This is a genomic window from Altererythrobacter chaiwopuensis (genome assembly GCF_054957755.1).
In genome coordinates this window covers 381,480-405,577 of sequence record NZ_JBTXJG010000001.1, presented here as the reverse complement: position 1 = coordinate 405,577, position 24,098 = coordinate 381,480, and the positions used below count along the sequence as shown (strand labels likewise).

At 62.5% G+C, this 24,098-nt stretch carries 25 protein-coding genes and 2 tRNA genes; 15 read left to right on the top strand and 12 right to left on the bottom strand.

The genetic code is table 11. The features are described from left to right. The 4 genes from ACX2DJ_RS02075 to ACX2DJ_RS02060 all read right to left on the bottom strand — a co-directional run bounded on the left by ACX2DJ_RS02075 (nucleotide 1) and on the right by ACX2DJ_RS02060 (nucleotide 2,584). On the bottom strand, nucleotides 1-1,086 hold the full coding sequence (locus tag ACX2DJ_RS02075) for a 5-(carboxyamino)imidazole ribonucleotide synthase (protein WP_462570721.1): 1,086 nt from the start codon (nucleotides 1,084-1,086) through the stop codon (nucleotides 1-3). Nucleotides 1,087-1,203: 117 nt separating this feature from the next. Beyond that, entirely contained in the window at nucleotides 1,204-1,683 is a 480-nt protein-coding gene (gene purE, locus ACX2DJ_RS02070; RefSeq protein WP_462570720.1) for a 5-(carboxyamino)imidazole ribonucleotide mutase, read from the bottom strand. 22 nt (nucleotides 1,684-1,705) lie between these two features. After that, nucleotides 1,706-2,392 (bottom strand): 2,3-diphosphoglycerate-dependent phosphoglycerate mutase, encoded by a 687-nt coding sequence (gene gpmA, locus ACX2DJ_RS02065; RefSeq protein WP_462570719.1) that lies wholly within the window; start codon nucleotides 2,390-2,392, stop codon nucleotides 1,706-1,708. 33 nt (nucleotides 2,393-2,425) lie between these two features. Next, nucleotides 2,426-2,584, bottom strand: a complete 159-nt coding sequence (locus ACX2DJ_RS02060; RefSeq protein ID WP_462570718.1) for a hypothetical protein — start codon at nucleotides 2,582-2,584, stop codon at nucleotides 2,426-2,428. 89 nt (nucleotides 2,585-2,673) lie between these two features. On the opposite strand from ACX2DJ_RS02060, the gene ACX2DJ_RS02055 reads away from it, so the two are divergent. Beyond that, nucleotides 2,674-2,748 (top strand) — tRNA-Thr (locus ACX2DJ_RS02055). Nucleotides 2,749-2,761: 13 nt separating this feature from the next. Here ACX2DJ_RS02055 and ACX2DJ_RS02050 read toward each other — a convergent pair. Next, a complete protein-coding gene (locus ACX2DJ_RS02050; RefSeq protein WP_462570717.1) occupies nucleotides 2,762-3,289 on the bottom strand; it encodes a molybdenum cofactor guanylyltransferase in 528 nt (175 codons plus the stop codon). Between the two features lie 103 nt (nucleotides 3,290-3,392). Between ACX2DJ_RS02050 and ACX2DJ_RS02045 the strand changes: the two genes are divergently transcribed. Together ACX2DJ_RS02045 and ACX2DJ_RS02040 are read left to right on the top strand one after the other, a co-directional pair. After that, on the top strand, nucleotides 3,393-3,890 hold the full coding sequence (locus tag ACX2DJ_RS02045) for a PH domain-containing protein (protein WP_462570716.1): 498 nt from the start codon (nucleotides 3,393-3,395) through the stop codon (nucleotides 3,888-3,890). Continuing rightward, nucleotides 3,887-5,443, top strand: coding sequence for a PH domain-containing protein (locus ACX2DJ_RS02040; protein ID WP_462570715.1), 1,557 nt, complete (start codon nucleotides 3,887-3,889; stop codon nucleotides 5,441-5,443). Before ACX2DJ_RS02045 ends, ACX2DJ_RS02040 begins: the two co-directional genes overlap by 4 nt. Nucleotides 5,444-5,446: 3 nt before the next feature. Here ACX2DJ_RS02040 and ACX2DJ_RS02035 read toward each other — a convergent pair whose 3' ends face one another. Beyond that, nucleotides 5,447-5,749, bottom strand: a complete 303-nt coding sequence (locus tag ACX2DJ_RS02035) for a GNAT family N-acetyltransferase (RefSeq protein ID WP_462570714.1) — start codon at nucleotides 5,747-5,749, stop codon at nucleotides 5,447-5,449. Between the two features lie 51 nt (nucleotides 5,750-5,800). Between ACX2DJ_RS02035 and ACX2DJ_RS02030 the strand changes: the two genes are divergently transcribed. Both ACX2DJ_RS02030 and ACX2DJ_RS02025 read left to right on the top strand, forming a co-directional pair. Further along, complete coding sequence (locus tag ACX2DJ_RS02030; protein ID WP_462570713.1) at nucleotides 5,801-6,808, top strand: threonine aldolase family protein; 1,008 nt, start codon at nucleotides 5,801-5,803, stop codon at nucleotides 6,806-6,808. 20 nt (nucleotides 6,809-6,828) lie between these two features. Further along, entirely contained in the window at nucleotides 6,829-7,761 is a 933-nt protein-coding gene (locus ACX2DJ_RS02025) for a DMT family transporter (protein WP_462570711.1), read from the top strand. Here ACX2DJ_RS02025 and ACX2DJ_RS02020 read toward each other — a convergent pair. Further along, complete coding sequence (locus ACX2DJ_RS02020; RefSeq protein ID WP_462570709.1) at nucleotides 7,758-8,540, bottom strand: Rossmann-fold NAD(P)-binding domain-containing protein; 783 nt, start codon at nucleotides 8,538-8,540, stop codon at nucleotides 7,758-7,760. The two genes, ACX2DJ_RS02025 and ACX2DJ_RS02020, sit on opposite strands and share 4 nt — an antisense overlap. 52 nt (nucleotides 8,541-8,592) lie before the next feature. Here ACX2DJ_RS02020 and pepN point away from each other — a divergent pair, with 52 nt between their 5' ends. The 6 genes from pepN (at nucleotide 8,593) to ACX2DJ_RS01990 (ending at nucleotide 15,556) form a co-directional block, all read left to right on the top strand. Beyond that, nucleotides 8,593-11,223: an aminopeptidase N gene (pepN, locus tag ACX2DJ_RS02015; protein WP_462570708.1), complete on the top strand. Its 2,631-nt coding sequence runs from the start codon at nucleotides 8,593-8,595 to the stop codon at nucleotides 11,221-11,223. Next, complete coding sequence (gene pgeF / locus ACX2DJ_RS02010) at nucleotides 11,216-11,977, top strand: peptidoglycan editing factor PgeF (RefSeq protein WP_462570707.1); 762 nt, start codon at nucleotides 11,216-11,218, stop codon at nucleotides 11,975-11,977. Before pepN ends, pgeF begins: the two co-directional genes overlap by 8 nt. Before the next feature lie 232 nt (nucleotides 11,978-12,209). Further along, nucleotides 12,210-12,785, top strand: a complete 576-nt coding sequence (gene petA / locus ACX2DJ_RS02005) for a ubiquinol-cytochrome c reductase iron-sulfur subunit (RefSeq protein WP_462570706.1) — start codon at nucleotides 12,210-12,212, stop codon at nucleotides 12,783-12,785. A 17-nt stretch (nucleotides 12,786-12,802) separates the two neighbouring features. Next, nucleotides 12,803-14,071 carry a cytochrome b gene (locus ACX2DJ_RS02000; protein ID WP_462570705.1) on the top strand — a complete coding sequence of 423 codons (1,269 nt, stop codon included), beginning with the start codon at nucleotides 12,803-12,805 and terminating at the stop codon, nucleotides 14,069-14,071. A 21-nt stretch (nucleotides 14,072-14,092) separates the two neighbouring features. Continuing rightward, a complete protein-coding gene (locus tag ACX2DJ_RS01995) occupies nucleotides 14,093-14,941 on the top strand; it encodes a cytochrome c1 (RefSeq protein ID WP_462570704.1) in 849 nt (282 codons plus the stop codon). Between the two features lie 78 nt (nucleotides 14,942-15,019). After that, the gene (locus ACX2DJ_RS01990; RefSeq protein WP_462570703.1) at nucleotides 15,020-15,556 is read left to right on the top strand and encodes an adenine phosphoribosyltransferase; all 537 of its coding nucleotides are present in this window, start codon (nucleotides 15,020-15,022) and stop codon (nucleotides 15,554-15,556) included. Nucleotides 15,557-15,567: 11 nt separating this feature from the next. Here the strand turns inward: ACX2DJ_RS01990 and ACX2DJ_RS01985 are convergent, their stop codons facing one another. Genes ACX2DJ_RS01985 through cysD form a run of 3 tightly spaced genes read right to left on the bottom strand, consistent with a single transcriptional unit; the run spans nucleotide 15,568 to nucleotide 19,168 of the window. Beyond that, complete coding sequence (locus tag ACX2DJ_RS01985) at nucleotides 15,568-16,338, bottom strand: 3'(2'),5'-bisphosphate nucleotidase CysQ (protein ID WP_462570702.1); 771 nt, start codon at nucleotides 16,336-16,338, stop codon at nucleotides 15,568-15,570. After that, nucleotides 16,335-18,257 (bottom strand): sulfate adenylyltransferase subunit CysN, encoded by a 1,923-nt coding sequence (gene cysN / locus ACX2DJ_RS01980; RefSeq protein WP_462570701.1) that lies wholly within the window; start codon nucleotides 18,255-18,257, stop codon nucleotides 16,335-16,337. Before cysN ends, ACX2DJ_RS01985 begins: the two co-directional genes overlap by 4 nt. After that, on the bottom strand, nucleotides 18,257-19,168 hold the full coding sequence (cysD, locus tag ACX2DJ_RS01975) for a sulfate adenylyltransferase subunit CysD (RefSeq protein WP_462570700.1): 912 nt from the start codon (nucleotides 19,166-19,168) through the stop codon (nucleotides 18,257-18,259). Before cysD ends, cysN begins: the two co-directional genes overlap by 1 nt. A gap of 166 nt (nucleotides 19,169-19,334) precedes the next feature. On the opposite strand from cysD, the gene ACX2DJ_RS01970 reads away from it, so the two are divergent. Continuing rightward, nucleotides 19,335-19,408: transfer RNA gene (locus ACX2DJ_RS01970), tRNA-Gly, on the top strand. 257 nt (nucleotides 19,409-19,665) lie between these two features. On the opposite strand, the gene ACX2DJ_RS01965 is transcribed toward ACX2DJ_RS01970, so the two are convergent. Continuing rightward, nucleotides 19,666-20,421: a helix-turn-helix transcriptional regulator gene (locus ACX2DJ_RS01965; RefSeq protein ID WP_462570699.1), complete on the bottom strand. Its 756-nt coding sequence runs from the start codon at nucleotides 20,419-20,421 to the stop codon at nucleotides 19,666-19,668. Between the two features lie 58 nt (nucleotides 20,422-20,479). Then, the gene (gene panC, locus ACX2DJ_RS01960) at nucleotides 20,480-21,358 is read right to left on the bottom strand and encodes a pantoate--beta-alanine ligase (protein WP_462570698.1); all 879 of its coding nucleotides are present in this window, start codon (nucleotides 21,356-21,358) and stop codon (nucleotides 20,480-20,482) included. An 87-nt stretch (nucleotides 21,359-21,445) separates the two neighbouring features. Between panC and ACX2DJ_RS01955 the strand changes: the two genes are divergently transcribed. The 3 genes from ACX2DJ_RS01955 (at nucleotide 21,446) to pgmG (ending at nucleotide 24,026) form a co-directional block, all read left to right on the top strand. Then, nucleotides 21,446-22,255, top strand: a complete 810-nt coding sequence (locus ACX2DJ_RS01955; RefSeq protein WP_462570696.1) for a division plane positioning ATPase MipZ — start codon at nucleotides 21,446-21,448, stop codon at nucleotides 22,253-22,255. 4 nt (nucleotides 22,256-22,259) lie between these two features. Further along, nucleotides 22,260-22,559 carry a J domain-containing protein gene (locus tag ACX2DJ_RS01950; protein ID WP_462570695.1) on the top strand — a complete coding sequence of 100 codons (300 nt, stop codon included), beginning with the start codon at nucleotides 22,260-22,262 and terminating at the stop codon, nucleotides 22,557-22,559. Between the two features lie 63 nt (nucleotides 22,560-22,622). Then, complete coding sequence (gene pgmG, locus ACX2DJ_RS01945) at nucleotides 22,623-24,026, top strand: phosphoglucomutase/phosphomannomutase PgmG (protein WP_462570693.1); 1,404 nt, start codon at nucleotides 22,623-22,625, stop codon at nucleotides 24,024-24,026. The last annotated feature ends 72 nt before the right edge of the window (nucleotides 24,027-24,098 follow it).

Here is a 24,098-nt window from a genome sequence, read left to right as displayed (position 1 = left end):
TCAGGCCCTGGCTTTGCCGACCCGCGTGACATGGCCCATCTTGCGGCCTTCGCGCACCTCACGCTTGCCGTAGAGATGCAGATGCGCCTCTCCGTCTTCAGCCAGGATTCCATAGGCACCAAGTGCATCGGCGCCCACGATATTGCGCATCTCGACGGTTTCGAAACGGGTTGCGGTCGAGCCCAACGCAAGGCCGCAGATCGCGCGGATATGGTTTTCGAACTGGCTGGTGGCCGCGCCCTCGATGGTCCAGTGCCCCGAATTGTGGACCCGCGGCGCCATTTCATTGAATATCGGCCCTCCCATCGGACCATCGGGCGCAGTGGCGAAGAATTCCAGCGTCAGCACGCCGACATAACCCAGCGCTTCGGCGGTCTGCCGGGCGATGGCGCGCGCCTCCTCGACCTGCGCCTCCACTATCTCGCCTGCCGGAAGGGTCGAAGTCAGCAACATGCCGCCCTTGTGCACATTGGCGGTGGAATCCCAATAGCGCACTTCGCCATCTGCGCTGCGCACCAGGATGACCGAAAACTCGGTGATGAAATCGACCAAGCCTTCATAGACGCATGGGCGCCCCGGGAAGCGAACGCTGGCAGCATCCCGATCCGATCCGATCCGCCACTGGCCCTTGCCGTCATAACCGTCGCGCGCGGTCTTGAGGATACCGGGCGCGCCGATCCGCTCTACCGCGTGCATGAAGTCCTCGTCCGAATCGACTGCGGCATAGGGCGCGGGCTTGCCCCCGAGCCGCTCGACGAAACGCTTTTCCTTGAGGCGGTCCTGCGCGGTTTCGAGCGCGCGCGGGTGCGGGGCCAGGAGGTTCTGCGGGATCGCCGCGACCGCGCTCAGCGGCACATTCTCGAATTCCCAGCTCACCACGTCGCATTTCGCGGCAAAGGCAGCGAGCGCGCGTTTGTCGCCCCAGCCGTTGGCGAAGAAATCGCCGCAGACTTCGGCCATCACATTGTCGCCCTCTGGCGCATAGCCGATCGTGCGGTAGCCAAGCTGGGCAGCGGCCATGGCCATCATCCGGCCCAGCTGGCCGCCGCCGAGAATGCCGATGGTGGAACCTGGTGCTAACGCCAAGAAACTCTACCCTGTTCGCCCTGAGCCTGTCGAAGGACCGTTCTTCCTTCTAGCTCGGCTTTAAAGAGAAATACGGGGCTTCGACAAGCTCAGCCCGAACGGACATGATAGAATAAGCTAGTCGACCGGTGTCTCACCCACCGCCGCGCTGCACGCCGCACGCCAGGCCTGCAGCCGCTCGGACAGATCCTCGTCGCCCAGCGCGAGAATGGCAGCAGCCAGCAGCCCGGCATTGCGTGCGCCCGCCTCGCCGATCGCCAGCGTGCCGACCGGGACGCCGGCGGGCATCTGCACGATCGAAAGCAGGCTATCTATACCCTTGAGCGCCTTGGATTGCACCGGCACGCCCAGCACCGGCAGGTGTGTCATCGAGGCGATCATGCCAGGCAGATGCGCCGCGCCGCCCGCACCTGCGATAATGACATCGAAACCTTCGCCTTCGGCGCCCTTGGCAAAGGCGCTCATCCGGTCGGGCGTGCGGTGCGCGGAAATGATCCGCGCTTCGTGCTCGACTTCGAGTTCTTCCAACACCTCGGCGGCGCATTGCATGGTTGGCCAGTCCGACTGGCTGCCCATCACGATAGCGACACGTCCCATCCCTTTGGCCCCCATGATGACCTTAACTGTCCTTGAGATAATAGCGTTCGCCCGGCTGCATCACCTCATCAAAGTCATAGATGATCGGCTGGCCAGTGGGAATCTCGAGCCCGGTGATATCATCGTCCGAGATTTGCGAAAGGTGCTTCACCAGCGCACGCAAGGAATTGCCATGGGCCGAGATGATCACCGTTTCGCCGCTCGCCAGCACCGGCAAAATGTCGCTTTCCCAATAGGGCAGCACGCGCGCGATCGTAAGCTTGAGGCTTTCGGTGCGGGGCACCTCGATCCCGGCATAGCGCGGATCGGCAGAGAGATCATACTTGCCGCCGGGCTCCATCTCGGGTGGCGGTACGTCGAAACTGCGGCGCCAGATATGGACCTGCTCGTCGCCATGTCTTTCGCGGGTCTCCTGCTTGTCGAGCCCGGTCAGGGCGCCATAGTGCCGCTCGTTCAGGCGCCAGTTCTTGACCTCGGGGATCCATAGCCGGTCTGCCTGATGCAGCGCGAAATGGAGCGTCCGGATCGCGCGGGTTTGCAGCGAGGTGAAGGCGCGGGTCGGCAGCACGCCCTTGTCCTTCATCAGCGCGCCCGCCGCCATGGCTTCCTCAACGCCGCGTTCGGTCAGGTCGACGTCCCACCAGCCGGTAAAGCGGTTTTCGAGGTTCCACTGGCTCTGGCCGTGTCGGACGAGGATCAATTTAGGCAAGGATCATGCTCCAGCTGTCAGGAGCAACACGCGTTAGCTGTCGTCGCGCTTGTTGGGAAGCCTCTCGGCCCCCGATTCGCTCGTTTCACGCGACATCTGGCGGCTTTGGGCCTTCCTGCGGCGCAGATTCTCGCGCAATTTGGCCGCCAGGCGCTCTTCACGCGACATATTCTTGTCCCGATCTTCACTCATGCGAAACGCCTTGCCTCCAATGGGCCGGAAGCTCAAGCGTGGCTTGACATTGTGTGCTTGCGCGACAATAGGCGCGCGGCATTCGCAGCGCTGCTGTAGCTCAGTGGTAGAGCGCACCCTTGGTAAGGGTGAGGTCGGGAGTTCAATCCTCCCCAGCAGCACCATTTCCGGCTGTAATCAGTCGCCGGTGTGCAGCTGTGCCAAATCCCCAGGGCGGTTCACATTCAACAGCGGCGGGTCGATCTCCATTTGTCGCGCGCCGATGCTTTCGGCGAAGCCATATAGCGACCGCCCGCCGCCTTGCAGATACGCATCAAGCCGCTGCGCCAGCACGGCAGGCCACAGCCCTACCACGGGCTGGCTTTGCACGATTGCGGCGCCATCGCCGGCCAGTATCCCGGCGAGATTATCCGGCAGGTTGGGAATATCGCAGCCGCTGCTCAGCACTGCATCAAAGCCCCGCGCCTGTGCATAATGCAGCGCCGCGTTGAGCCCGCCAAGCGGGCCCAGCCCGGCTTCAGGCCGGTCAGCCAGGCAATCAAAACCGGCCTCATCGCGGCCGCAAATCACCAGCGCCGCACACTGTGCCGCCAGCGCACTGCCCACCTGATCGATCAATCGCCCGCCCTTGTAGGTGGCATAGGCCTTGTCGCTGCCGAATCGGCGTGCTTGTCCGCCGGCCAGGATCGCTCCGACTATTCGCATGCGTCCCGGCTAGCGGGTTAGCGCCACCCGGGCCAGTCATAACCCGCCGATAGCGAACGATTGTGCCTTGCGGGATGGAGGCGTCTTAGCCATGTAAGACGGCATGGACGAACCGAAGGATATCGCCGCTGCGGATGCCGACGATCAGGCATTGACCCGTCTCCATCCCAACCACCTCTCTGCACTCAGGGTCGAAGCAACACTCGTGTCGATCCCCTTCCTTATTGGCGCCCTGGTGCTTGAGAGTGCAGCCGTGCTTCCGCCAGCGGTAATCATTGTGCCGGTGACGCTGATCGCGCTCGCACTGATTCTTCGCCTGCCGCTGCGCCGCCACCATGCGCGCGGCTATGTCATGAGCGATGACCGCTTGCGCGTGGTGCGGGGCCTGCTGTTCCGGCATGACACTGTGGTGCCGTTTGGCCGGGTGCAGCATATCGATGTGAGCCAGGGACCGATCGAGCGCTTCTTCGGGCTTGCCACGCTAACGGTGCATACTGCCGGCACGCACAACGCCTCGGTCAGCCTGCCGGGGCTTGGCGAGCCGCTGGCGCGCGACATGCGCGAGGATATCCGCAGCCACATAAAGCGCGAAACGATATGAGCGGCGACCCCGCGATCAAGGCCACCGGCAGCTCCAGTGTCGATGCGCCGATCGCCCGCCGCACCGATCCGCGCGCATTCCTGGTTCGTGCCACCGCCATGATGGGACAATTGGCGGTTCCGATCGTGATTGCATCGCTGACCATCTTCGACGAGGGCGAGCTGGGCGATTGGATGCTGTATTTCCTGCCGATTGTGCTGGTGGTGGTGGGCGCCAATATCGCGTTTGCCTATCTCCACTGGCTTCGGCTTACCTACATTACCGGGGCAGAGGATATTCGCGTCGAAAGCGGGATTATCAGCCGCTCCGCACGCTCTGTTCCGTATGAGCGGATACAGGATGTCAGCCTGGAGCAGAAGCTGCTGCCGCGGCTGTTCGGCCTGGTGGAAGTCAAGTTCGAAACCGGGGCGGGGGGCGGTGAGGATCTCAAGCTCGCCTATCTTTCCGAGGCTGACGGGGAAGCCCTGCGCCGGCTGGTGAGGGCGCGGCGCGAGGAAGATACGGCAGAGGCCGCGGCAGGCGGCACTCAAGAGATCGAAACCGCTGAAGCCGGTGAACACGGCGAAGTGCTGTTCGCGATGGATGCGAAGCGGCTTACCACATTCGGCCTGTTCGAGTTCTCGCTCGCCGTATTCGCAGTGATCGGCGGCCTGTTCCAGTATGCCGACACCTTCATCGGCGTTGAATTGTGGGATCCTGAACTGTGGCTCGGCTTTGCGCAAAGCCAGCAGGGCTGGATCGAAAGCCTCGGTCCGGCGGTCCAGGTCATCAGCGCCATTGCCGGCCTGATCGCGCTGCTGCTGGTGGGCTCGGTGACCGGATTGGTGCGCACTTACCTGCGCGACTGGGGCTTTGTGCTGGAAAAGACCGCGCGCGGTTTCCGCCGCCGCCGGGGGCTGTTCACCCGTACCGACGTGGTGATGCCGGTGCACCGTGTGCAGGCGCTTGAGCTGGGCACCGGCTTGCTGCGTTACCGCTTCGGCTGGCACGGGCTCAAATTCGTCAGCCTGGCGCAGGATGCGGGATCATCGAGCCATGTGGTGGCGCCGTTTGCGCATTTGGAAGAGATCGCGCCGATCATCCATGCTGCGGGATTCGCGCCGCCCACGGATGAGCTGGACTGGCGCCGCGTCAGCCGCAACTACCGCTTTGACAGCGCGGCGCTGGAAGGCGGGCTTTTCGCGCTTGCGGCAATCCCCGTGGCAATATTGGCACCCGCGCCATTCGTGCTTGCCCCGCTGGCGCTTGCCCTCGGGTCCGTCGCCGCCAATCTCTATGCCTGGCAATTCAACCGCCACGCCTTGAGTGTGAAGCAGGTTTTTGCCCGGCGCGGCTGGTTCTCTCCGCGCACGCAGGTGGCCTCGCGGGTCAAGCTGCATTCCCTCGAAATTGCGCAGGGGCCGATTGCCCAGCGGCGCGGCTATGCCACGCTGCATCTGGGGCTTGCGGGCGGCACGCTGGCGATACCGGGAATACCGCTCGCACGCGCGAGGGAACTTCGCGCTGCGATTATCGAGAGCGTTGCGGCAAAGGATTTCTCGCAGTTGACCTGAGCGTCAGGCCGCGATCAAGCCCTTCCAGTCCGGATTGCCAGCCAGTTTTGCGGCGACAAACGAGCATTTCGGAACGATCTTGAAACCGAGCTCGCGTGCGTCGGCGACGAATCGTTCCACCAGCAGGCCGCCAATTCCTCGCCCGCCGATCTTGGGAGGCACCACGGTATGGGTCGCGATGCGGATATTCTCTCCGCCCGGTTCCCAATCGAGGTATCCGGTCGCGCTCTCGCCGGCAACATGCGCGACGTATCTTCCACCAGATTGATAATCGTTATGGGTGATTTTTGGTTGATCAGGCGTCACTTGATGCGCTCCGGCTTGCCAAGTTGGCCGCGAACTCTACACGGACAGTATATGCCGATGCAAAGCCCTTTCCTGTCCGACAATGCCGCCACCGTTCACCCCCGGCTGTGGGAGGCGATGCGCGCCGCCGATGCGCCCGACAACCCCTATGACGGCGACCGCCTGAGCGCCGAACTGGATGCGCGCTTCAGCGATCTGTTTGGGCGTGACTGTGCGGCGATCTGGATCGCCACCGGCACGGCGGCCAACTGCCTGGCGCTGGCGACCATGGTGCAGCCACATGGCGGGGTGGTGTGCCATAAGGAAGCGCATATCGAAGTCGACGAGGGCGGCGCGCCCGGTTTCTTTCTTCACGGCGCCAAGCTGATGCTGGCGCAGGGCGAAGGTGCGAAGCTCACTCCCGCAACCATTGCCGCGGTGCTCGATCCGATCCGGCCCGATGTGCATCAGGTGCAGGCACATGCCATCGCGATCACGCAGGCAAGCGAATATGGCTGCGCCTATCGTCCTGGCGAACTGGCGGCGCTTGGCGCTTTCGCAAAGTCGCGCGGTTTGGGCCTGCATATGGACGGCGCGCGCTTTGCCAATGCGGCGGCCTTTCTCGGCGGCTCGGCGGCGGAGGCGGCGGGGCCTTGCGACACGCTGGCCTTCGGCTGCATCAAGAATGGCGGGATGAGTGCGGAAGCGCTGGTGCTGTTCGATCCGGCGCAGGCGGATCTTGTCAAATACCGCCGCAAGCGCGCCGGGCATCTGCAATGCAAGGGCCGTTACCAGGCCGCGCAGATCCTCGCCATGCTCGAGGGTGATTTGTGGCTCGCAAACGCCCGCGCCGCCAATGCCGCCGCTGCCGAGATTGCCGGGGCCTGCGGCGAGCGGCTGATGCATCCCGTCGAAGCTAACGAGCTGTTCGTGCGGCTGACCGCGCAAGAGCGCGAGGCGCTGCGAAGCCAAGGGTTCGCATTTTACGACTGGGGCGATGACGCGGCGCGTTTCGTAACGGCGTGGAATACGCCGCAGGAAAGCGCCACGGCGCTGGCGCGCGCGATCGCTTCGCTGTGAGCGCTGGAGAATCTGGCGCGATGTTGCGCCCGGCAGTGATCATTCCTTTCCTGCTCACCGGCACGATCTGGGGTTCGACCTGGTTCGTGATCACCGGCCAGATTGACGGTGTTCCGGCGGCATGGTCGGTATTCTACCGGTTCCTGCTGGCCACCCCGGCCATGTTTCTGCTGGCGCTGGTGATGAAGCGCAGCCTGAAGCTCAGCGCGAAAGGCCACCTTCTGGCGGTGGGCGTTGGGATCGCGCAGTTCTGCGGCAATTTCCTGTTCGTCTATCATGCAGAATTGCACATCACATCGGGCATTGTCGCGGTGATGTTCGCGCTGCTGATGGTGCCCAACGCGCTTTTTGCGCGGCTATTCATCGGCGAGAGAATACAGGGCGGCTTCGTACTGGGCAGCGCGGTGGCGATCGCGGGTGTTTCCATGCTGTTGCTGCATGAATGGCGCGCGGCACCGCTGGACGGCGACGTGGCGCTGGGCATTTCGCTGGCGATCGGCGGTATGCTGGCTGCCTCGATCGCCAATGTGGTGCAGGCCAACGAGACCGGGCGCGCGATCCCGATGGTCAGCTTGCTGGCCTGGGCGATGCTTTACGGCACCGGGGTTGATCTCGCCTTTGCACTGGCAACAGCCGGGCCGCCGCCGCTGCCCGCACATTGGCAATATTGGGCGGGGATCACCTATCTGGCGTTGATCGGATCGGTCGTCACCTTCCCGCTGCATTACAATCTTGTGCGGCAGATCGGCGCGGGCCGTACGGCCTATAACGGGATCGTGACGGTGGCTGTGGCCATGCTGCTCTCCACCTTGTTCGAAGGCTATCGCTGGACCGCGCTGACTGCGGGCGGCATGGCGCTGGCGGTACTGGGCATGCTGCTGGCGCTGCGGGCGCGCAAGCAAAAGAGCATCAAGGTGGGGCAGGCGACAGTGCTGCGCCATGATGTAGATTAAAGCAGGCTCAGCAAGCCTTCCTTGTAGGTCGGGAAATTCGGCTCCCAGCCGAGCAATCGCTTGGCCTTGCCGTTGGCAACCCGGCGGTTCTCGGCATAGAAACCGCGCGCCATTTCACTGAGCTTTGCTTCTTCGAGAGTTTGGAGCGGCGGGGGATCGACCCCCAGCAGGCGGCAGGCTTCCTCGATCACCGCGTTCTGGCTCGCGGGAAGATCATCGGCGAGATTGTAGGCGCCGGGCGGCGCGCCGCGCTCGATCGCCGCCAGCACGCCAGATACGATGTCACCGACATGGACCCGGCTGAACACCTGATCGGGCAAGTCGATCCGCTTCGCCTTTCCCTCACGCACCCGGTCAAGCGCGCTGCGGCCCGGGCCATAGATTCCGGGCAGTCGGAACACGCGCGCGCCCAATTCGAGCCAATTTGCATCGGCCTCCGATCGGGCAGACCGCCTGCCAGTGCCCACAGGTGCGCTTTCATCGACCCAGGCACCCTTTGTGTCACCGTAGACCCCGGTTGAGGAGAGATAGCCGAGCCAGCGCCCATTCAGCGCATCGCCATAGCGCGCAAGCACCGGGTCACGCCCGCTTCCGCGATCGGGCGGCACCGATGACAGCACATGGCTGGCCCCGGCCAGCACCTCGCGCACCGCAGATTCGTCCGCGAAATCGAGATTGCCCCGGCTGCCGGTCGCATCTACTTGCCAGCCGCGCTCTTCCAGCGCGCTGGCGACACGCCCTGCCGTATAACCCCGCCCGAAGATCAGCATTTGCGCCATACTGCCCATCTAAGCGTTGGACTGCGGCGCAAAGCAACCTAAATCACCCACCATGGATATTGCACAAAGCCCCGACATGGCGGACGCCGCCCCCACTCCGCATGAACCACCGGCAATCCGGCGCGAAGATTACCAGCCCTTCCCATGGCTGGTTCCGGAGATCGAGCTCGCTTTCGACCTTGGCCTCGATGCGACCAGGGTCATCTCGAAGCTCACGGTCGCGCGCAATGCCAAGGCCGATGCGTCGCCGACGATCCGCCTCAATGGCGACGGGCTCGAGCTGCTTTCGCTCAAGGTCGATGGCGAGATCCGCAACGATTGGTCGATGGACGGGGACGATCTGATGCTGCCGCTTTCGGGCGATGCGCATGAGATCGAGATCGTGACCGAAGTCGATCCCACGGCGAACACGCGGCTTGAGGGGCTCTATGCCTCAAGCGGCATGCTCTGCACCCAGTGCGAGGCCGAGGGGTTCCGCCGCATCACCTTCTTCCCTGACCGGCCCGATGTGCTCAGCACCTATCGCGTGCGGATGAGCGGCGCGAAGGGTCAATTCCCGGTGCTGCTCTGCAACGGCAACAAGGTTGGCGAAGGCGAAAACGCCGACGGCACCCACTGGGCGCAGTGGCACGATCCCTGGCCCAAGCCGTCCTACCTGTTTGCGCTCGTCGCAGGCGAACTGGTGGCGAACTCCAAACCCTTCAACACCGCATCGGGCCGCGAGGTCGAATGCAATATCTGGGTGCGGCCTGAAGACCTGGCCCGCACGGATCACGCGCTCGAATCGCTCCACCGATCGATGGCGTGGGACGAAGAGGTATTCGGGCGCGAATACGACCTCGATCTCTACAACATCGTCGCAGTCAGCGATTTCAACATGGGGGCGATGGAGAACAAGGGGCTCAACGTTTTCAACACCAAATATGTGCTGGCTGACCCGGATACCGCCACCGATGCCGATTTCGACGCGGTCGAGGGCGTGATCGCGCACGAATATTTTCACAACTGGTCGGGCAACCGCGTGACCTGTCGCGACTGGTTCCAGCTGAGCCTCAAGGAAGGTTTCACCGTGCTGCGCGACCAGCTGTTCAGCCAGGACATGCAGGGCGAGGCGGTCAAGCGGATCGAAGACGTGCGCATCCTGCGTGCGGCGCAGTTCCCGGAGGACTCCGGCCCGCTGGCTCATCCGATCCGGCCTGACAGCTACCGCGAGATCAGCAATTTCTACACCGCCACGGTCTATAACAAGGGCGCCGAAGTGATCCGCATGATGCGTTCGATGTGCGGGCCCGAACATTTTCGCAAGGGCACGGATCTCTATTTCAAGCGCCACGATGGCGAGGCCGCGACCTGCGAGGATTTCATCCGCGCGATCGAGGACGGGGCCGGGCTGGACCTTGCGCAGTTTCGCCTGTGGTACACCCAGGCGGGGACGCCGCGTGTCGCGGTAAAGTTGGAGCACTCGGGTGACACCGTCACGTTGACTTTGAGGCAGTCCGTACCGCCAACCCCTGGCCAGCCTGACAAGCAGCCGATGCTGATCCCGCTCAGGATCGCCTTGCTGGACCGCGCCAGCGGCAGGCACAGGGGCGAAGAACTGGTGGTGCTGGACCGGGCTGCACAGAGCTTCACGTTTACCGGCTTCGCAGAGCCGCCGGTGCTTTCGATCAACCGCGGCTTCACCGCCCCGGTGATGATCGAACGTGATGTCCCGCGCGAAGACCTGATGCTGCTCGCCGCGCATGATGATGACAGTTTCGCACGCTATGAGGCCATGCAGGAGCTGGTCGTGGGCCATCTGGTGGCCGCGGCCAAGGGCGCTCTCGGCGATAGCGGGCGTGCAGCAGGCGAAGCCGCGATCGTGCAGGCACTGGGCGCGGTGCTGGATGACAAGGCGCTCGACGATTCGATGCGCGGCGAGCTGATGCTGCTGCCCAGCCAGACCTATCTGATGGAGCAGCTCGACAAGGCGGACCCGGGCGTGATCCATGCCGCGCGCGAAGCGCTCAAGGCGGTGCTTGCGCGTGAACTCGCTGGCCCGCTGCAGGCACTGTATGAGCGCGCGGCGCAGGTGCCCTATGATGGCGCTGGCGCGCGCGGCGCGCGCAAGGTCAAGACACAGGCCCTGGCCTATCTGGCCGCGCACGATCCGGTGCAGGCGGCAGAATTGGCGGCACGGCAATATGACGCGGCTGACAATATGACCGACCGGCAAGGCGCGCTGATGGTGCTCGCCGGGCTTGAGCATCCGGCGCGTGAGGAAAGGCTGTCGGCATTCTACAGCCGTTATCAGGGCAATGCGCTGGTGATCGACAAATGGTTCACCCTGCAGGCGCTCTCGCTCCATCCGAAGGTGCTGGGGCATATCAAGGCGCTCGCCGACCATCCCGATTTCACGCTCAAGAACCCCAACCGCGTGCGCTCGCTCTATATGGCGCTGGCCGGCAACCCGCCCGCCTTCCATGTGGAGAGCGGCGAGGGCTACCGGATGATCGCGGACCTGATTCTCGCTCTCGATCCGATCAACCCACAAACTGCGGCACGCTTCGTGCCCGCGCTGGGGCGGTGGAGACGTATCGAGGATGGTCGAGCGGCACTGATGCGCGGCGAGCTGGAACGGCTGGCCGGTGCCAAGCTGTCGCGCGACACATTCGAGCAGGTCACGCGCAGTCTGAATGGCTGACGCGGCATCCTTCGATATCGCGAAATCGGCTGTGCTGGAGGGAGTTCCGCACGGTTTTTTCGGGCATGGCGGCGGCCTCCATCAGTTGGGCTATGGCGGCGAGGGCGACGTGGGCGCCATTCGCGCAGACCGCGCGGCGGCAGCTGAGCGAGTCTTGCCCGGCGGGGTGCTGGTTGCCCCGCATCAGGTCCATTCGCCGGACGTGCTGTGCGTCAATGCAGGGTGGGAAGATAGCGCAAGCGGCCGCCCGGTGGCGGACGCGCTGGTAACCTCCACCCCAGGCCTGGTGCTGGGCATCGTGACTGCAGATTGTGCGCCGGTGCTGTTTGCGGACCGCGCTGCAGGCGTGATCGGCGCGGCGCATGCCGGCTGGCGCGGCGCGCGTGGCATCGATGGGCGCGGTGTGCTGGAAAACACCGTTGCAGCGATGGAAAAGCTTGGAGCGAAGCGCGCCAGCATAGCGGCGGTGATCGGGCCGACGATCGCGCAGGCGAGCTATGAAGTGGACGCACCCTTCCGCGCCAAATTCTCTGCGAAAGAGGGGCGGTTCTTTTCCCCTGGCCGCACTAGCCACTGGCAATTTGACCTGCCGGCCTATGTCACGGCGCGGCTGGAAGCCGCCGGTATCGGGTCGGTCGAAGACTTAGCGCTCGACACATATTCTCTCGAAGACAGGTATTATTCCTATCGCCGGGCGACCCATCGCGGCGAGCCGAACTATGGCCGCATGCTAAGCCTAATTGCCCTGCCTTGAGGGCGGGCAGACCCGCTTGCGCGAAACCGAACAGCTTGTGCCCAAAACACGGTTGGCATCGCCAAGCTTTGCGTCTATCAGCGCCGCCAAATGGGCGTTTCCCGCCTAGCGGGATCAAGCGTCAGAGGTCTTTCAGGCAAGCGATCGCGCGGCGTGAGTTTGGCGGGAAGGCATTGATCCGAAGGCGTCCGGGGGCATGTGCGGCCGGACAAAGTTAGCAGGGTAAAGGCTGATGGCTGAAACGACTGGCACCGTTACACCCGATGCCGCCTCTATGGCGGGAGAAGACGGGTTCCGGCGGCGCGATTTCATTCATATTGCTGCGGTGAGCGCGGCTGGCGTGGGCGGCGTGGTTACGCTGCTGCCGCTGGTCAGCCAGATGTCGCCATCCAGGGACGTGCTGGCCGCCAGTACAACCGAGGTCGATGTTTCGGCAATCGAGCCGGGCCAGGCGATCAAGGCCGAATTCCGCAAGCAGCCGCTGTTCGTGCGCCGCCTGACACCGACAGAGATCGACGAGGCCAATGCGGTTGATGTTGCATCGCTGCGCGATCCGGCCTCCTTGATCGAACGCACCAAGGATGGCCACCACGACATGTTGGTGACCATGGGCATCTGCACCCATCTGGGCTGTGTACCGCTGGGTGCGGCGGAGGGTGAGAACAAGGGCGATTATGGCGGCTATTTCTGCCCCTGCCACGGCTCGCACTACGACACCGCAGGGCGCATCCGCAAAGGTCCGGCACCAGCCAACCTTGTTGTTCCCGATTACGAATTCACTTCTGACAGCGTCATCCGCGTCGGCTGAGAACTGAGAGAATTGCGATGAGCTTTGCCTGGGCACGCCAGTACGAACCGCAGAATGCGTTCATGAAATGGATGGACGAGAGGCTTCCGCTTCCTCGCCTGGTCTATAACGCAGTGGGGGCCGGCTATCCGGTACCGCGCAACCTCAATTATATGTGGAATTTCGGCGTTCTGGCCGGTTTCTTTCTGGTGGTACAGATCATTACCGGGGTTATCCTGGCGATGCATTATGCAGCCAATCAGACGGTTGCGTTTGCCACGGTCGAACACATCATGCGCAACGTCAACTGGGGCTGGCTGATGCGCTATGCGCATGCCAACGGCGCCAGCTTCTTCTTCATCGTGGTCTATCTCCACATCTTCCGCGGCTTCTTCTACTCTTCGTACAAGGCCCCGCGCGAGATGATCTGGTTGCTGGGAGTGGTCATCTTCCTGCTCATGATGGCTACCGCCTTCATGGGCTATGTTCTGCCCTGGGGCCAGATGAGCTTCTGGGGTGCACAGGTGATTACCGGCCTGTTCGGCGCGATCCCGCTGGTTGGCGAAAATCTGCAGATCTGGATCCTGGGCGGATATGCACCTGACAATGCTGCATTGAACCGCTTTTTCAGCCTGCACTTCCTGCTGCCCTTCGTGATTGCCGCTGTGGTGATCCTGCATGTGTGGGCACTGCACATTCCGGGGTCATCCAACCCCACCGGGGTGGAAGTGAAGAGCGAGAGCGACACTGTGCCGTTCCATCCGTACTACACGGCGAAGGACGGTTTCGGCCTCGGTGTGGTGCTGATCTTCTTCGCTATCATGGTGTTCTTCGCGCCCAATGCGCTGGGCCACCCGGACAATTACATCGAAGCGAACCCACTCTCGACCCCGGCGCTGATCGTGCCCGAATGGTACTTCTATCCATTCTACGCGATCCTGCGCGCCTTTACCTTCGACTTCATCCTTCCGGCCAAGCTTTGGGGCGTGCTGGCGATGTTTGCTTCGATTCTGGTGTGGTTCTTCCTGCCCTGGCTTGACAAGGGAGCGGTGCGCAGCGGCCACTATCGCCCACTGTTCCGCAAGTTCTTCTGGTTCGGGCTGATCCCGTGCATGGCCGCGCTGTTCTACCTCGGCGGAGCGCACGCGGAAGAGCCGTACATCATGCTCAGCCAGTTCGCGACCGCGTATTACTTCCTCCACTTCCTTGTGATCCTGCCGATCGTCAGCTCGATCGAAAAGCCCGAGCCGTTGCCTTACTCGATCACCGATGCAGTGCTGGGCGGCAAAGCCGCAACCGAAGCCTAAGGACGAAAGAAAGCTAACGATATGACCCGTATCATTTCCATCGTCGTCGGTATCGGCTTTACCGTCGCGGTTTTGTGGGCGTTTGCCTTTGGTGTCGGCCCGGCCTTCTCGACCTTCGCCAAGCACGGCCAGTTTGTCGAACCGACCGCCGAACTTGAACTTCACAAGGTTGCGCATGGTCCGGAAGGCGGATTCAGCTTCGATGGCCCGTTCGGCAAATGGGACTATGCCCAGCTCCAGCGCGGGTATCAGGTCTACAAGGAAGTGTGTGCAGCGTGCCACAGCCTGCAATATGTCGCCTTCCGCAATCTGGAGGAGCTGACCTACAGCGAAGCCGAGGTTAAGGCCGAAGCGGCGCAGTACCAGATCCCGAAATACAACTCGGCCACCGCCGAGGTGACGACTGCGCCGGGGCTGCCGACCGATCACTTCCCGCCGGTACCCTATTTCGGCACGGGTCACCCGCCCGATCTCTCGCTGATCACCAAGGCGCGCCATGATGGCAGCAATTATGTATATTCGCTGCTCACCGGATATGGCGAGCCCGATCCTGAAGTGCTGGCCAAATTCCCGGATTTCGAAGTTCCGGCAGGGATGAGCTTCAACCCCTATTTCGCCAATGTGAACATCGCCATGGCGCCGCCGCTGACCACTGATGGGCAGGTCACCTATGCCGACGGTACAGAGGCAACAGTGAGCCAGATGGCCAAGGACGTTTCGGCATTCCTGACCTGGACCGCTGAACCCACGCTGGTGAAGCGCAAGCAGACCGGCTGGCCGGTGCTTGGGTTCCTGCTGTTTGCGACAATCCTGGCCTATCTTTCGAAGAAACAGATCTGGGCATCGCTCAAACCGCGCAAGAAAGACTGATCTTTTTCGCGCATGTAATTGTTGAGGCGCCCTGCCATCTTCGCGATGGTGGGGCGCCTTGCTTTGGAGAATGACGCAATGACGCCCAGCGAACTCAAGGGACTGATCCGCACAGTGCCGGATTTTCCCCAGCCCGGCATCCAGTTCCGCGATATCACCACCTTGATCAGTCATCCACTAGGGCTTGCTGCGACGGTCAGGCACCTGGCTGATCGCGCGCGCGACCTTGGTGCCGAGGCGATCGCGGGCATGGAAGCACGCGGATTTATCTTTGGTGCGGCAGTGGCAGTGGAACTGGGGCTCGGTTTTGTCCCGGTGCGAAAACCGGGCAAGCTGCCGGTCAAGGTGCTGGGGATCGACTATGCGCTGGAATATGGCACCGACCGGCTCGAGATCGATCCACTTGCGATCCCGCATGGGCAGACAGTTGTGATCGTGGACGACCTGATCGCCACTGGCGGCACCGCGCTGGCCGCTGCGCAGCTTCTGCGCCAGGCGGGGGCAACGGTGGACGATGCGCTGTTCGTGATCGACCTGCCCGACCTTGGCGGTGCGGGCAAGCTACGTGAAGCGAGCGTCGAAGTCAGCGCCCTGATGCAATTCGACGGAGAATAGCCGCGCCGCGGTCAGCCGAGCTTGCGCACTTCTTCGAGCACGCGCTCGGCCCATTCCGGACGGCAGATCAGCAGGTCAGGCAAATAGGTGTCCGCATTGTTGTAGACCAGCGGCGATCCGTCGATGCGTGAGCAGTGCAGCCCGTGTGCTTGCGCCACCGCCACCGGCGCGCAATTGTCCCATTCATATTGCCCGCCTGAATGGAGGTATATCTCCGCCTCACCGCGCACCACGGCCATGGCTTTGGCACCGGCACTGCCCATCGGCACCAGTTCGCCGCCGATCGCCTTTGCCACTGCCACGGCTTCCTGTGCAGGACGCGTGCGGCTGACGACCAGACGCGGCACAGCCGCAGCTGGCTGCAGCATCATGGGCTGATCTGACCGCAGCACAATCCCTCGGCTCCCGTCTTCCGCCGTCAGCCCAGGCAATGCAACCGCACCCACCATGGCCTGGCCACCGACCGCCAGCCCGACATGTACGGCCCAGTCGCTGCGTTCCTCGCCATATTCCCGCGTCCCATCGACCGGGTCGATGATCCATACGCGGCGTTTTTCCAGCCTGGCCGGGTTGTCACTTTCCTCTTCGGATAGCAGCCCGTCATCGGGACGCTCGTGACGCAGCGCCTCGCACAGGAAAGCATTGGCCAACCGGTCGCCTTCCTGGCCCAGCGCCTTGCCATGAAATTGGCCGCTCGCGCGCACATCCAGCAGTATACGCCCCGCTTCCGCAGCCAGCTGTGCAGCAAGGTCGGCGTCGATTGAACTCTTGTCACCAATCATTTCAGCGGCAGGATCTGTTCGATGATATATTCGGCCGCTTCGGCCGGGGTCATCTCGACTGTGTTGACACGAATTTCCGCATTTTCAGGCGGTTCATAGGGGCTGTCGATCCCGGTGAAGTTCTTCAGCTGGCCTTCGCGTGCCTTCTTGTAGAGACCCTTCACATCGCGGCTTTCCGCAACCTCCAGCGGCGTGTCGACGAAGATCTCGATGAACTCGCCCTCGGGCAACATCTCGCGCACCATGCGCCGTTCGGCGCGGAACGGGCTGATGAAGGCAGTGAGCACGATCAGCCCGGCATCTGCCATCAGCTTCGCGACTTCGCCGATACGGCGGATATTTTCGATCCGGTCCGTTTCGGTAAAACCGAGGTCGCGATTGAGCCCGTGGCGGACATTGTCGCCATCGAGCAGGAAGGTGTGGCGGTTCATCAGGTTGAGCCGCTTTTCCACCTCATTGGCAATGGTCGACTTGCCTGAACCGGAAAGCCCGGTGAACCACAGCACACGGGGCTTCTGGTTCTTGAGCGCGGCGTGATCGTCGCGGGTGATCTCGCTCGGTTGCCAGTGGACGTTCTGCGCCCGCCGCAGGCTGAAATGGATCATTCCTGCTGCCACCGTGGCATTGGTGAACTTGTCGATCAGGATGAAACCGCCAAGCTGGCGGCTCTTGTCATAGGGTTCGAAGGTGATCGGGCGATCGGTGCGTAGCTCCGCGACGCCGATGGCATTGAGGTCGAGCGTCTTCGCCGCCAGGTGCTCAAAGCTGTTGATACAGATCTCGTATTTGGGCGGCTGCACATTGGCAGTGACGGTCTGTGTGCCCAGCTTGAGCCAATAGCCGCGCCCGGGCTTGAGCGCCTCGTCGCTCATCCACACGATGGTGGCTTCGAACTGATCGGAAGCTTCGGGCGGATCGCCCGCTGCCGCGATCACATCGCCGCGGCTGCAATCGACCTCGTCCTCCAGCGTGAGCGTGACCGATTGGCCCGCCACCGCTTCATCCAGCTCACCATCGAAGGTTGAGATGGTTTTGACCGTGCTGGTTCTGCCCGAAGGGACGATCCGCACCGCATCGCCCGGCTTGATGGTGCCGTCCGACACCAGCCCTGCAAAACCGCGGAAATCGAGATTGGGCCGGTTGACCCATTGCACCGGCATGCGGAAGCTACGCTCTTGCGCCAGAGTATTGGCCAGCTCGACCGTTTCGAGGTGGTAGATCAGGCTGGGTCCTGAATACCACGGCGTATTGGCCGAAGGCGCTTGAGTTATATTGTCGCCCTTGAAGCCCGAGATCGGGATTGTGGTAAACTCCGCAATGCCGATCTCCTCGGCGAACTTGCGGTAATCGCGCACGATCTGGTCGAACACGGCCTGCTCATAGCCGACCAGGTCCATCTTGTTGACCGCCAGCACCATATGCCGGATGCCGAGCAGATGCGCGATGTAGGAATGGCGCCGTGTCTGCTCGAGCACGCCCTTGCGCGCATCGATCAGGATCACCGCCAGGTCAGCGGTGGAGGCGCCGGTCACCATATTGCGCGTGTACTGCACATGGCCGGGCGTATCGGCCACGATGAACTTGCGTTTCTCGGTCGCGAAGAAGCGATAGGCGACATCGATCGTAATGCCCTGTTCGCGTTCTGCAGCAAGCCCATCTACCAGCAGGGCAAAATCGATCTCCTGCCCCTGCGTACCTTGCTTCTTGCTGTCGCTTTCAAGCGCGGCGAGCTGATCTTCGAAGATCATCTTGGAATCATAGAGCAACCGGCCGATCAGGGTGCTCTTGCCGTCATCCACGCTGCCGCAGGTGATGAAACGCAGCAGCTGCTTGTTCTGGTGGGTTTCGAGATAAGTCTCGATATCCTCGGCGATCAGCGCATCGGGGCGATAGGCTGGCTGGTTCTCAGGGGGGGTCATCAGAAGTAGCCCTCCTGCTTCTTCTTCTCCATTCCCGCGCCGCCTTCATCCTTGTCGATCACGCGCCCCTGGCGTTCGCTGGTGGAGGTGAGCAGCATCTCCTGCACCACTTCAGCCAGAGTCGAGGCCGTGCTTTCGACCGCTCCGGTCAGCGGCCAGCAGCCCAGCGTGCGAAAGCGCACCGATCGCGGGGTGATTTCCGGCTTGCGGCCAAGAACCTGCTCAAGCCGGTCGGGATCATCGGCCATGAACAGGCCGCCTTCCCATTCATAGGTCGGGCGCTGCGCCGCGAAATAGAGCGGCACGATCTCGATCCTTTCACGCATGATATATTGCCAGATGTCGAGCTCGGTCCAGTTGCTCAAGGGGAACACGCGGATGCTCTCACCCTTGGCTTTCTTCGCGTTATATATGTTCCACAGCTCGGGCCGCTGGTTCTTCGGGTCCCAGCCGTGGCTGGCGGTGCGGAAAGAAAACACGCGTTCCTTCGCGCGGCTTTTTTCTTCGTCACGACGCGCTCCGCCGAATGCGGCATCGAACCCGTAATGGTCGAGCGCCTGCTTCAGCCCCTGTGTCTTCCACATATCCGTGTGCAGCGGGCCATGGTCGAACGGGTTGATCCCGCGTTCCTGCGCCTCTTCATTTTGCCACACCAGCAATTCCATGCCGGCTTCCTGCGCCATCTTTTCGCGCAGATCGTACATTTCGCGGAACTTCCAGGTGGTATCGACATGCAGCAGCGGGAATGGCGGCGGCGCAGGATAAAACGCCTTGCGCGCCAGATGCAGCATCACCGCGCTGTCCTTGCCGATCGAATAGAGCATGACCGGGCGTTCAGCCTCGGCCACCACCTCGCGCATGATGTGGATGCTTTCGGCTTCGAGCCGCTCAAGATGGGTCAGGCTTCGCATAGGGTTTCGCTAATTGATTGAGTATTGACTCGCGGCCTAGTGGCTCAAGGCGTCGGAGAAAATATAGAATTGCTTGCAGGAGTGTAAGGTGAGGCGTGTCGAGACAGTTGACGAATCCCCTGCAACCGTGGCAATTGCGCGCGCCCATGACGCATGGCGTGAGCGGGCGGGTATAGCTTAGTGGTAAAGCCCTAGCCTTCCAAGCTAGTTATGCGGGTTCGATTCCCGCTACCCGCTCCAGCCTCTCGATCGCAGCACAAGATTGCAGCAATGCGGGTTCGATTGTCCTCGCTGCGCTCGTTCGTCTGCGACTCCCCTCTACCCGCTCCATCTCTTCCGGGGCAGAGCCTGAACCCAAAAGAAAAGCCGGACACCCCAGTTATTCTGGTGGCGTCCGGCTTCGGAACCCGAAAGGCTCACATGCCGTTTCTAGTGAAGGTGTAGCGACGGGCATTGAAATTGGCTTGTCCCCAAACTGGGGGTCAACTGCGAGTCGCTTAAATCAGCCACCTTGGCCGATGCGCGGCTTGGCGGCTGTGCTTGCCCGCAGCTATCAGTCCCAGCGAAACGGCGCGTACCGCTGCCGCTGTGCGATCGGAAACACCCAGCTTGGCGAAGATCCGCTTCACATAACTGTCGACTGAATTCTTCGAAATACCCAGGATTTCCGCGATCACCGCATTGCTCTTGCCTTCGCCGATCCAGGTGATCACGTCCAGTTCGCGCTGAGACAGTTCTGGCATGCCATCGGTATTTGGCCCTACCAGATCGCAATAGCGCTGGAAGCAGAGCTGCGCGGCAACCTGGGTTCTTCGCACATCCGCAGACATGAGCGGCTTGCGCTCTATCTGCAGACCCACGCCGACAAAGCCTGAACGCGCATAGGGACCGATGCACAGCACGCCTACGCCTTCACCTGCACGCTTCAGGAATTCCTGCTGCCCCTTGGTCAGCTTGGTCAGGCGCGGCGCGTCGGAGAAGCGAAAGGCCCTGGTTCGCGAAAGCGCGATGTCAGGCAGTGGATCATGCTGCCACAGCCCTTGCTGATATTCCTGCTCCAGTTCCCTGGGGAAACCAATGTTCCACAGCACGCGGGCGGCGCGCCGATCAGCGACAATCGGGGCAAGGAAGTACAGTGCCTGAAAATTTAGGGTGTCCAGAAGCCTTTGAATGGCACGCCGGAACAAGACAATCGTTCCTGAGTGCGCGGCTTGCGTCAATGCCTCCCAATACGGATCGTGTGTATATGGCATAGCGATCAACCTTGCGCGCCCCGCTACCCGCGGAATTGCTAACAGCCTGCTCCGGGGATCAGGCTTGCTGGTATTGACCCTTTATGCTTACGCCCATGTTGTCGATGAGGCGCGTTCCCCCGATCCGCGCAGCGACCAGCAGCCGCGCCGGAGCCCAGTTTACGCTATCAAGGGCTGCCAGAGAAGTCGAATCGACTAGCTCAGCGTAATCGATGCGATCAAAGCCTGCGCCGAGCAACGCATCCTTGAGTGCGGCGAGCGCTTGCCCCGCGTCCTCTCCCGCTTCGATTGCGGCAATCGCGGCCTTCATCGCGCGAGGCAGTGCGGCTGCTGCGGCGCGGTCGCGCTGCGAAAGATAACGGTTGCGGCTGCTCATCGCCAAACCGTCGGCCTCGCGCACGGTCGGCACACCCACGATGTCGCGTACATGCGGGCGGGTAAGATCGAGGTCGCGCGCCATCGCGCGGATCACTGCGAGCTGCTGGAAATCCTTCTCGCCGAAAAAGGCCATGTCGGGCATGACCTGGTTGAACAGCTTGCACACCACAGTGGCCACGCCATCAAAATGGCCTGGCCGCGCCGCCCCGCATTGGCCTTCGCTCACCCCGCTGACCGAAATTGTGGTGGCGAAGCCGTCGGGATACATCGCTTCGAGAGTAGGCGCCCACAGCAGCGCCACTCCTTCGGCCTCGAGCATAGCCGAATCCTGTGCCAATTGGCGCGGATAGGCATCAAGATCCTCATTGGGGCCGAACTGGGTAGGGTTGACGAAGATCGAGGCGACGACATGGTCGCATTTGGCCCTGGCTTCGCGCACCAGAGCGAGATGCCCCTCGTGCAGCGCGCCCATGGTGGGGACCAGGGCCACCGTGCTGCCCGCGTGGCGCAGCTCCGCCAGTGCATTTCTCAACATGTCGAGCGTTGTGGCGGTTTGCACCTTGGCAACCCCTCCGATATTGAAACCTCTTTCCTCCTAGCGCCCAAGTTGCGGGCGAGACAAGAAAATCGAAAGGCACGCGCGTTCATGTCCGCCAGCAACCCCCACCGGATCGTTTTCGCCAATGAAAAGGGCGGCACCGGCAAGTCCACAACGGCGGTGCATATCGCCATCGCGCTGGCCTATCGCGGGGCGCGGGTGGTGGCGATCGATCTCGACCCGCGCCAGCGCACCATGGCGCGCTATCTCGAGAACCGGGCCGATACCGCCGCTAGGCGCCAGATCGCTCTGCCAACGGCCGAGTTCCGGGTCTATGAAGGCGATGTGGAGGGGCTTGAAGCGCTCACCCATGAGCTTGGCCAGCAGGCCGATTATATCGTCTATGACACGCCGGGGCGCGACGATCCGCTGGCGCGCCACGCTGCAACCGAGGCCGATACGCTGGTCACTCCGATGAATGACAGCTTCGTCGATTTCGACCTGATCGGCCAGGTCGAAGGTGAAACCTTCAAGGTCAAACGGCTCAGCTTCTATGCCGAGCTGATCTGGGAAGCGCGGCTCAAGCGCAGCCGCGCGACGATCGAACAGCAGCGCCGCCAGATGGACTGGGTGGTGGTGCGCAACCGCACCGGCCATATCGAAGCCCGTAATATGACCCGTATCGAGCAGGCGCTGGCCGAGCTCAGCAAGCGGGTGGGTTTCCGCGTCGCGCAGGGGCTTTCCGAACGCGTGATCTACCGCGAGCTGTTCCCTTCGGGGCTCACCCTGCTCGACAAGGGGCATCTGGGAGAGCTCGGCACCAGCCACCTCGTCGCGCGGCAGGAATTGCGCGAGCTGGTAAAGGCGTTGGCGCTGCCCGAATTCGCGCCACCGCAACCACGGCTCGAGCTCGCCTGAGGCCATGATCCGCCTGCTCATCATTGCAGCAATCGCCTGCTTTGCCTGCAAGCTGATTTTCGGGCGCTGGCCGTGGGAATATCTGCGTGGGCAATCCACCCGCCAGCGCGCGCTGGACAGGGCGCGCAAGCTGCTGGGAGTGGCGCCACAGGCCGACCGCAGGCAGATTGTAGAGGCGCACAAACGTCTTGTGGCGATGGTCCATCCCGATCGCGGCGGCACCAACGAACAGGTGCACGAAGCCAATGCCGCGCGCGATCTCCTGCTCGATGAACCGCCCCCAGAGATTCCGCCGCAAGGATGACGCATGCACCGTGTATGGGCTAAGCTTGCGTCAGGCCCCCATTATTGAACCAGGCTCTATTTCATGAATCACACATTCCATCCCACCGTGCTGCGCGAATATGACATTCGCGGGATCATTGGTGAAACGCTTGGGCCAGACGATGCGCGCGCCATCGGTCGCAGTTTTGGCACCATGCTGCGCGAGGCGGGCGGCAGCAGGGTCGCGGTTGGCTATGACGGGCGGATCAGCTCACCCATTCTCGAACACGCGCTGGTCGAAGGGTTGACCGCGAGCGGATGCGACGTGGTGCGGATCGGCATGGGGCCAACCCCGATGCTCTATTACGCCGAGGCATCAACTGAGCATGTGGACGGCGGCATCCAGATAACCGGCAGCCATAATCCCTCCAATTACAATGGCTTCAAGATGGTGTTCCAGGGGCGCCCGTTCTTCGGCGCGGATATCCAGCGGCTGGGCGAGGTTTCCGCGCAGGGCGCTTGGACCAGCGGCGCCGGAGCGACCGAAACGAAGGACATCCTCGAAGAGTATGTCGGGCGGCTGCTTGAGGGGCTGGCCGGGATAGACCCCGCGGCGCTCGCCGGGCTCAAGGTCGGCTGGGATGCGGGCAATGGTGCTGCCGGCCCGGCGCTTGAGAAACTTGCTGCGCGCCTGCCGGGCACCCATCATCTGCTTTACACCGAAGTCGATGGGAATTTCCCCAATCATCATCCCGATCCCACGGTCGAGGCCAATCTGGCGGACCTCAAGGCGCTGGTCGCGGACAAGCAGCTCGATTTCGGAGTGGCTTTCGATGGCGATGGCGACCGGATCGGCGCGATCGATGGCCAGGGCCGCGTGATCTGGGGTGACCAGCTGCTGATGATCTACGCCGAGGATGTGCTCAGGGACCACCCCGGGGCGACGGTTATCGCCGATGTGAAGGCCAGCCGCGCGCTGTTCGATCATGTCGCCGCATGCGGCGGCAAGCCGCTGATGTGGAAGACCGGCCATTCGCTGATCAAGTCCAAGATGAAGGAAGTTTCCTCTCCCTTGGCAGGCGAGATGAGTGGGCACGTGTTCTTTGCCGACAGCTATTACGGCTTCGACGATGCGCTTTATGCCGGGGTGCGGCTGATCGCGGCCTCGGCAAGGCTGGGCAAATCGGTGACGGAACTGCGCAGCGCCATGCCCGCCATGCTCAACACGCCGGAAATGCGCTTCCAGGTTGACGAAGCCCGCAAGTTCGCCGCGATCGGCGAGATCGCCGAGCGCATCGCCAAGAGCGATGCCGTGGCCGACTCTACCGATGGCGTGCGCGTCACCACTGATGACGGGTGGTGGCTGCTGCGCGCCTCGAACACGCAGGATGTGCTGGTCGCTCGCGCGGAAAGCGATACGCAGGAGGGTCTCGATCGCCTGCTGGCGCAGATCGACGAGCAGTTGGCGTTGAGCAGCCTCGAGCGCGGGACAAGCGCGGGGCATTAGGCAGCGAGCATTATCGCTTTCCACATGCCGCACGATTTGCTCAGCTGTGGGAAGTGAACGGTCAATCGGAAA

Coding starts and splice junctions, on each gene's coding strand:
- pepN (WP_462570708.1), top strand. CDS start 8,593: ATGGATATTGCACAAAGCCCCGACATGGCGGACGCCGCCCCCACTCCG.
- ACX2DJ_RS02050 (WP_462570717.1), bottom strand. CDS start 3,289: ATGCGAATAGTCGGAGCGATCCTGGCCGGCGGACAAGCACGCCGATTC.
- ACX2DJ_RS01955 (WP_462570696.1), top strand. CDS start 21,446: ATGTCCGCCAGCAACCCCCACCGGATCGTTTTCGCCAATGAAAAGGGC.
- purE (WP_462570720.1), bottom strand. CDS start 1,683: ATGGGACGTGTCGCTATCGTGATGGGCAGCCAGTCGGACTGGCCAACC.
- ACX2DJ_RS01950 (WP_462570695.1), top strand. CDS start 22,260: ATGATCCGCCTGCTCATCATTGCAGCAATCGCCTGCTTTGCCTGCAAG.
- ACX2DJ_RS02040 (WP_462570715.1), top strand. CDS start 3,887: ATGAGCGGCGACCCCGCGATCAAGGCCACCGGCAGCTCCAGTGTCGAT.
- petA (WP_462570706.1), top strand. CDS start 12,210: ATGGCTGAAACGACTGGCACCGTTACACCCGATGCCGCCTCTATGGCG.
- cysN (WP_462570701.1), bottom strand. CDS start 18,257: ATGACCCCCCCTGAGAACCAGCCAGCCTATCGCCCCGATGCGCTGATC.
- ACX2DJ_RS02000 (WP_462570705.1), top strand. CDS start 12,803: ATGAGCTTTGCCTGGGCACGCCAGTACGAACCGCAGAATGCGTTCATG.
- ACX2DJ_RS01995 (WP_462570704.1), top strand. CDS start 14,093: ATGACCCGTATCATTTCCATCGTCGTCGGTATCGGCTTTACCGTCGCG.
- pgeF (WP_462570707.1), top strand. CDS start 11,216: ATGGCTGACGCGGCATCCTTCGATATCGCGAAATCGGCTGTGCTGGAG.
- ACX2DJ_RS01965 (WP_462570699.1), bottom strand. CDS start 20,421: ATGCCATATACACACGATCCGTATTGGGAGGCATTGACGCAAGCCGCG.
- ACX2DJ_RS02045 (WP_462570716.1), top strand. CDS start 3,393: ATGGACGAACCGAAGGATATCGCCGCTGCGGATGCCGACGATCAGGCA.
- ACX2DJ_RS01990 (WP_462570703.1), top strand. CDS start 15,020: ATGACGCCCAGCGAACTCAAGGGACTGATCCGCACAGTGCCGGATTTT.
- ACX2DJ_RS02060 (WP_462570718.1), bottom strand. CDS start 2,584: ATGAGTGAAGATCGGGACAAGAATATGTCGCGTGAAGAGCGCCTGGCG.
- ACX2DJ_RS02020 (WP_462570709.1), bottom strand. CDS start 8,540: ATGGCGCAAATGCTGATCTTCGGGCGGGGTTATACGGCAGGGCGTGTC.
- cysD (WP_462570700.1), bottom strand. CDS start 19,168: ATGCGAAGCCTGACCCATCTTGAGCGGCTCGAAGCCGAAAGCATCCAC.
- ACX2DJ_RS02025 (WP_462570711.1), top strand. CDS start 6,829: ATGTTGCGCCCGGCAGTGATCATTCCTTTCCTGCTCACCGGCACGATC.
- ACX2DJ_RS01985 (WP_462570702.1), bottom strand. CDS start 16,338: ATGATTGGTGACAAGAGTTCAATCGACGCCGACCTTGCTGCACAGCTG.
- ACX2DJ_RS02030 (WP_462570713.1), top strand. CDS start 5,801: ATGCCGATGCAAAGCCCTTTCCTGTCCGACAATGCCGCCACCGTTCAC.
- pgmG (WP_462570693.1), top strand. CDS start 22,623: ATGAATCACACATTCCATCCCACCGTGCTGCGCGAATATGACATTCGC.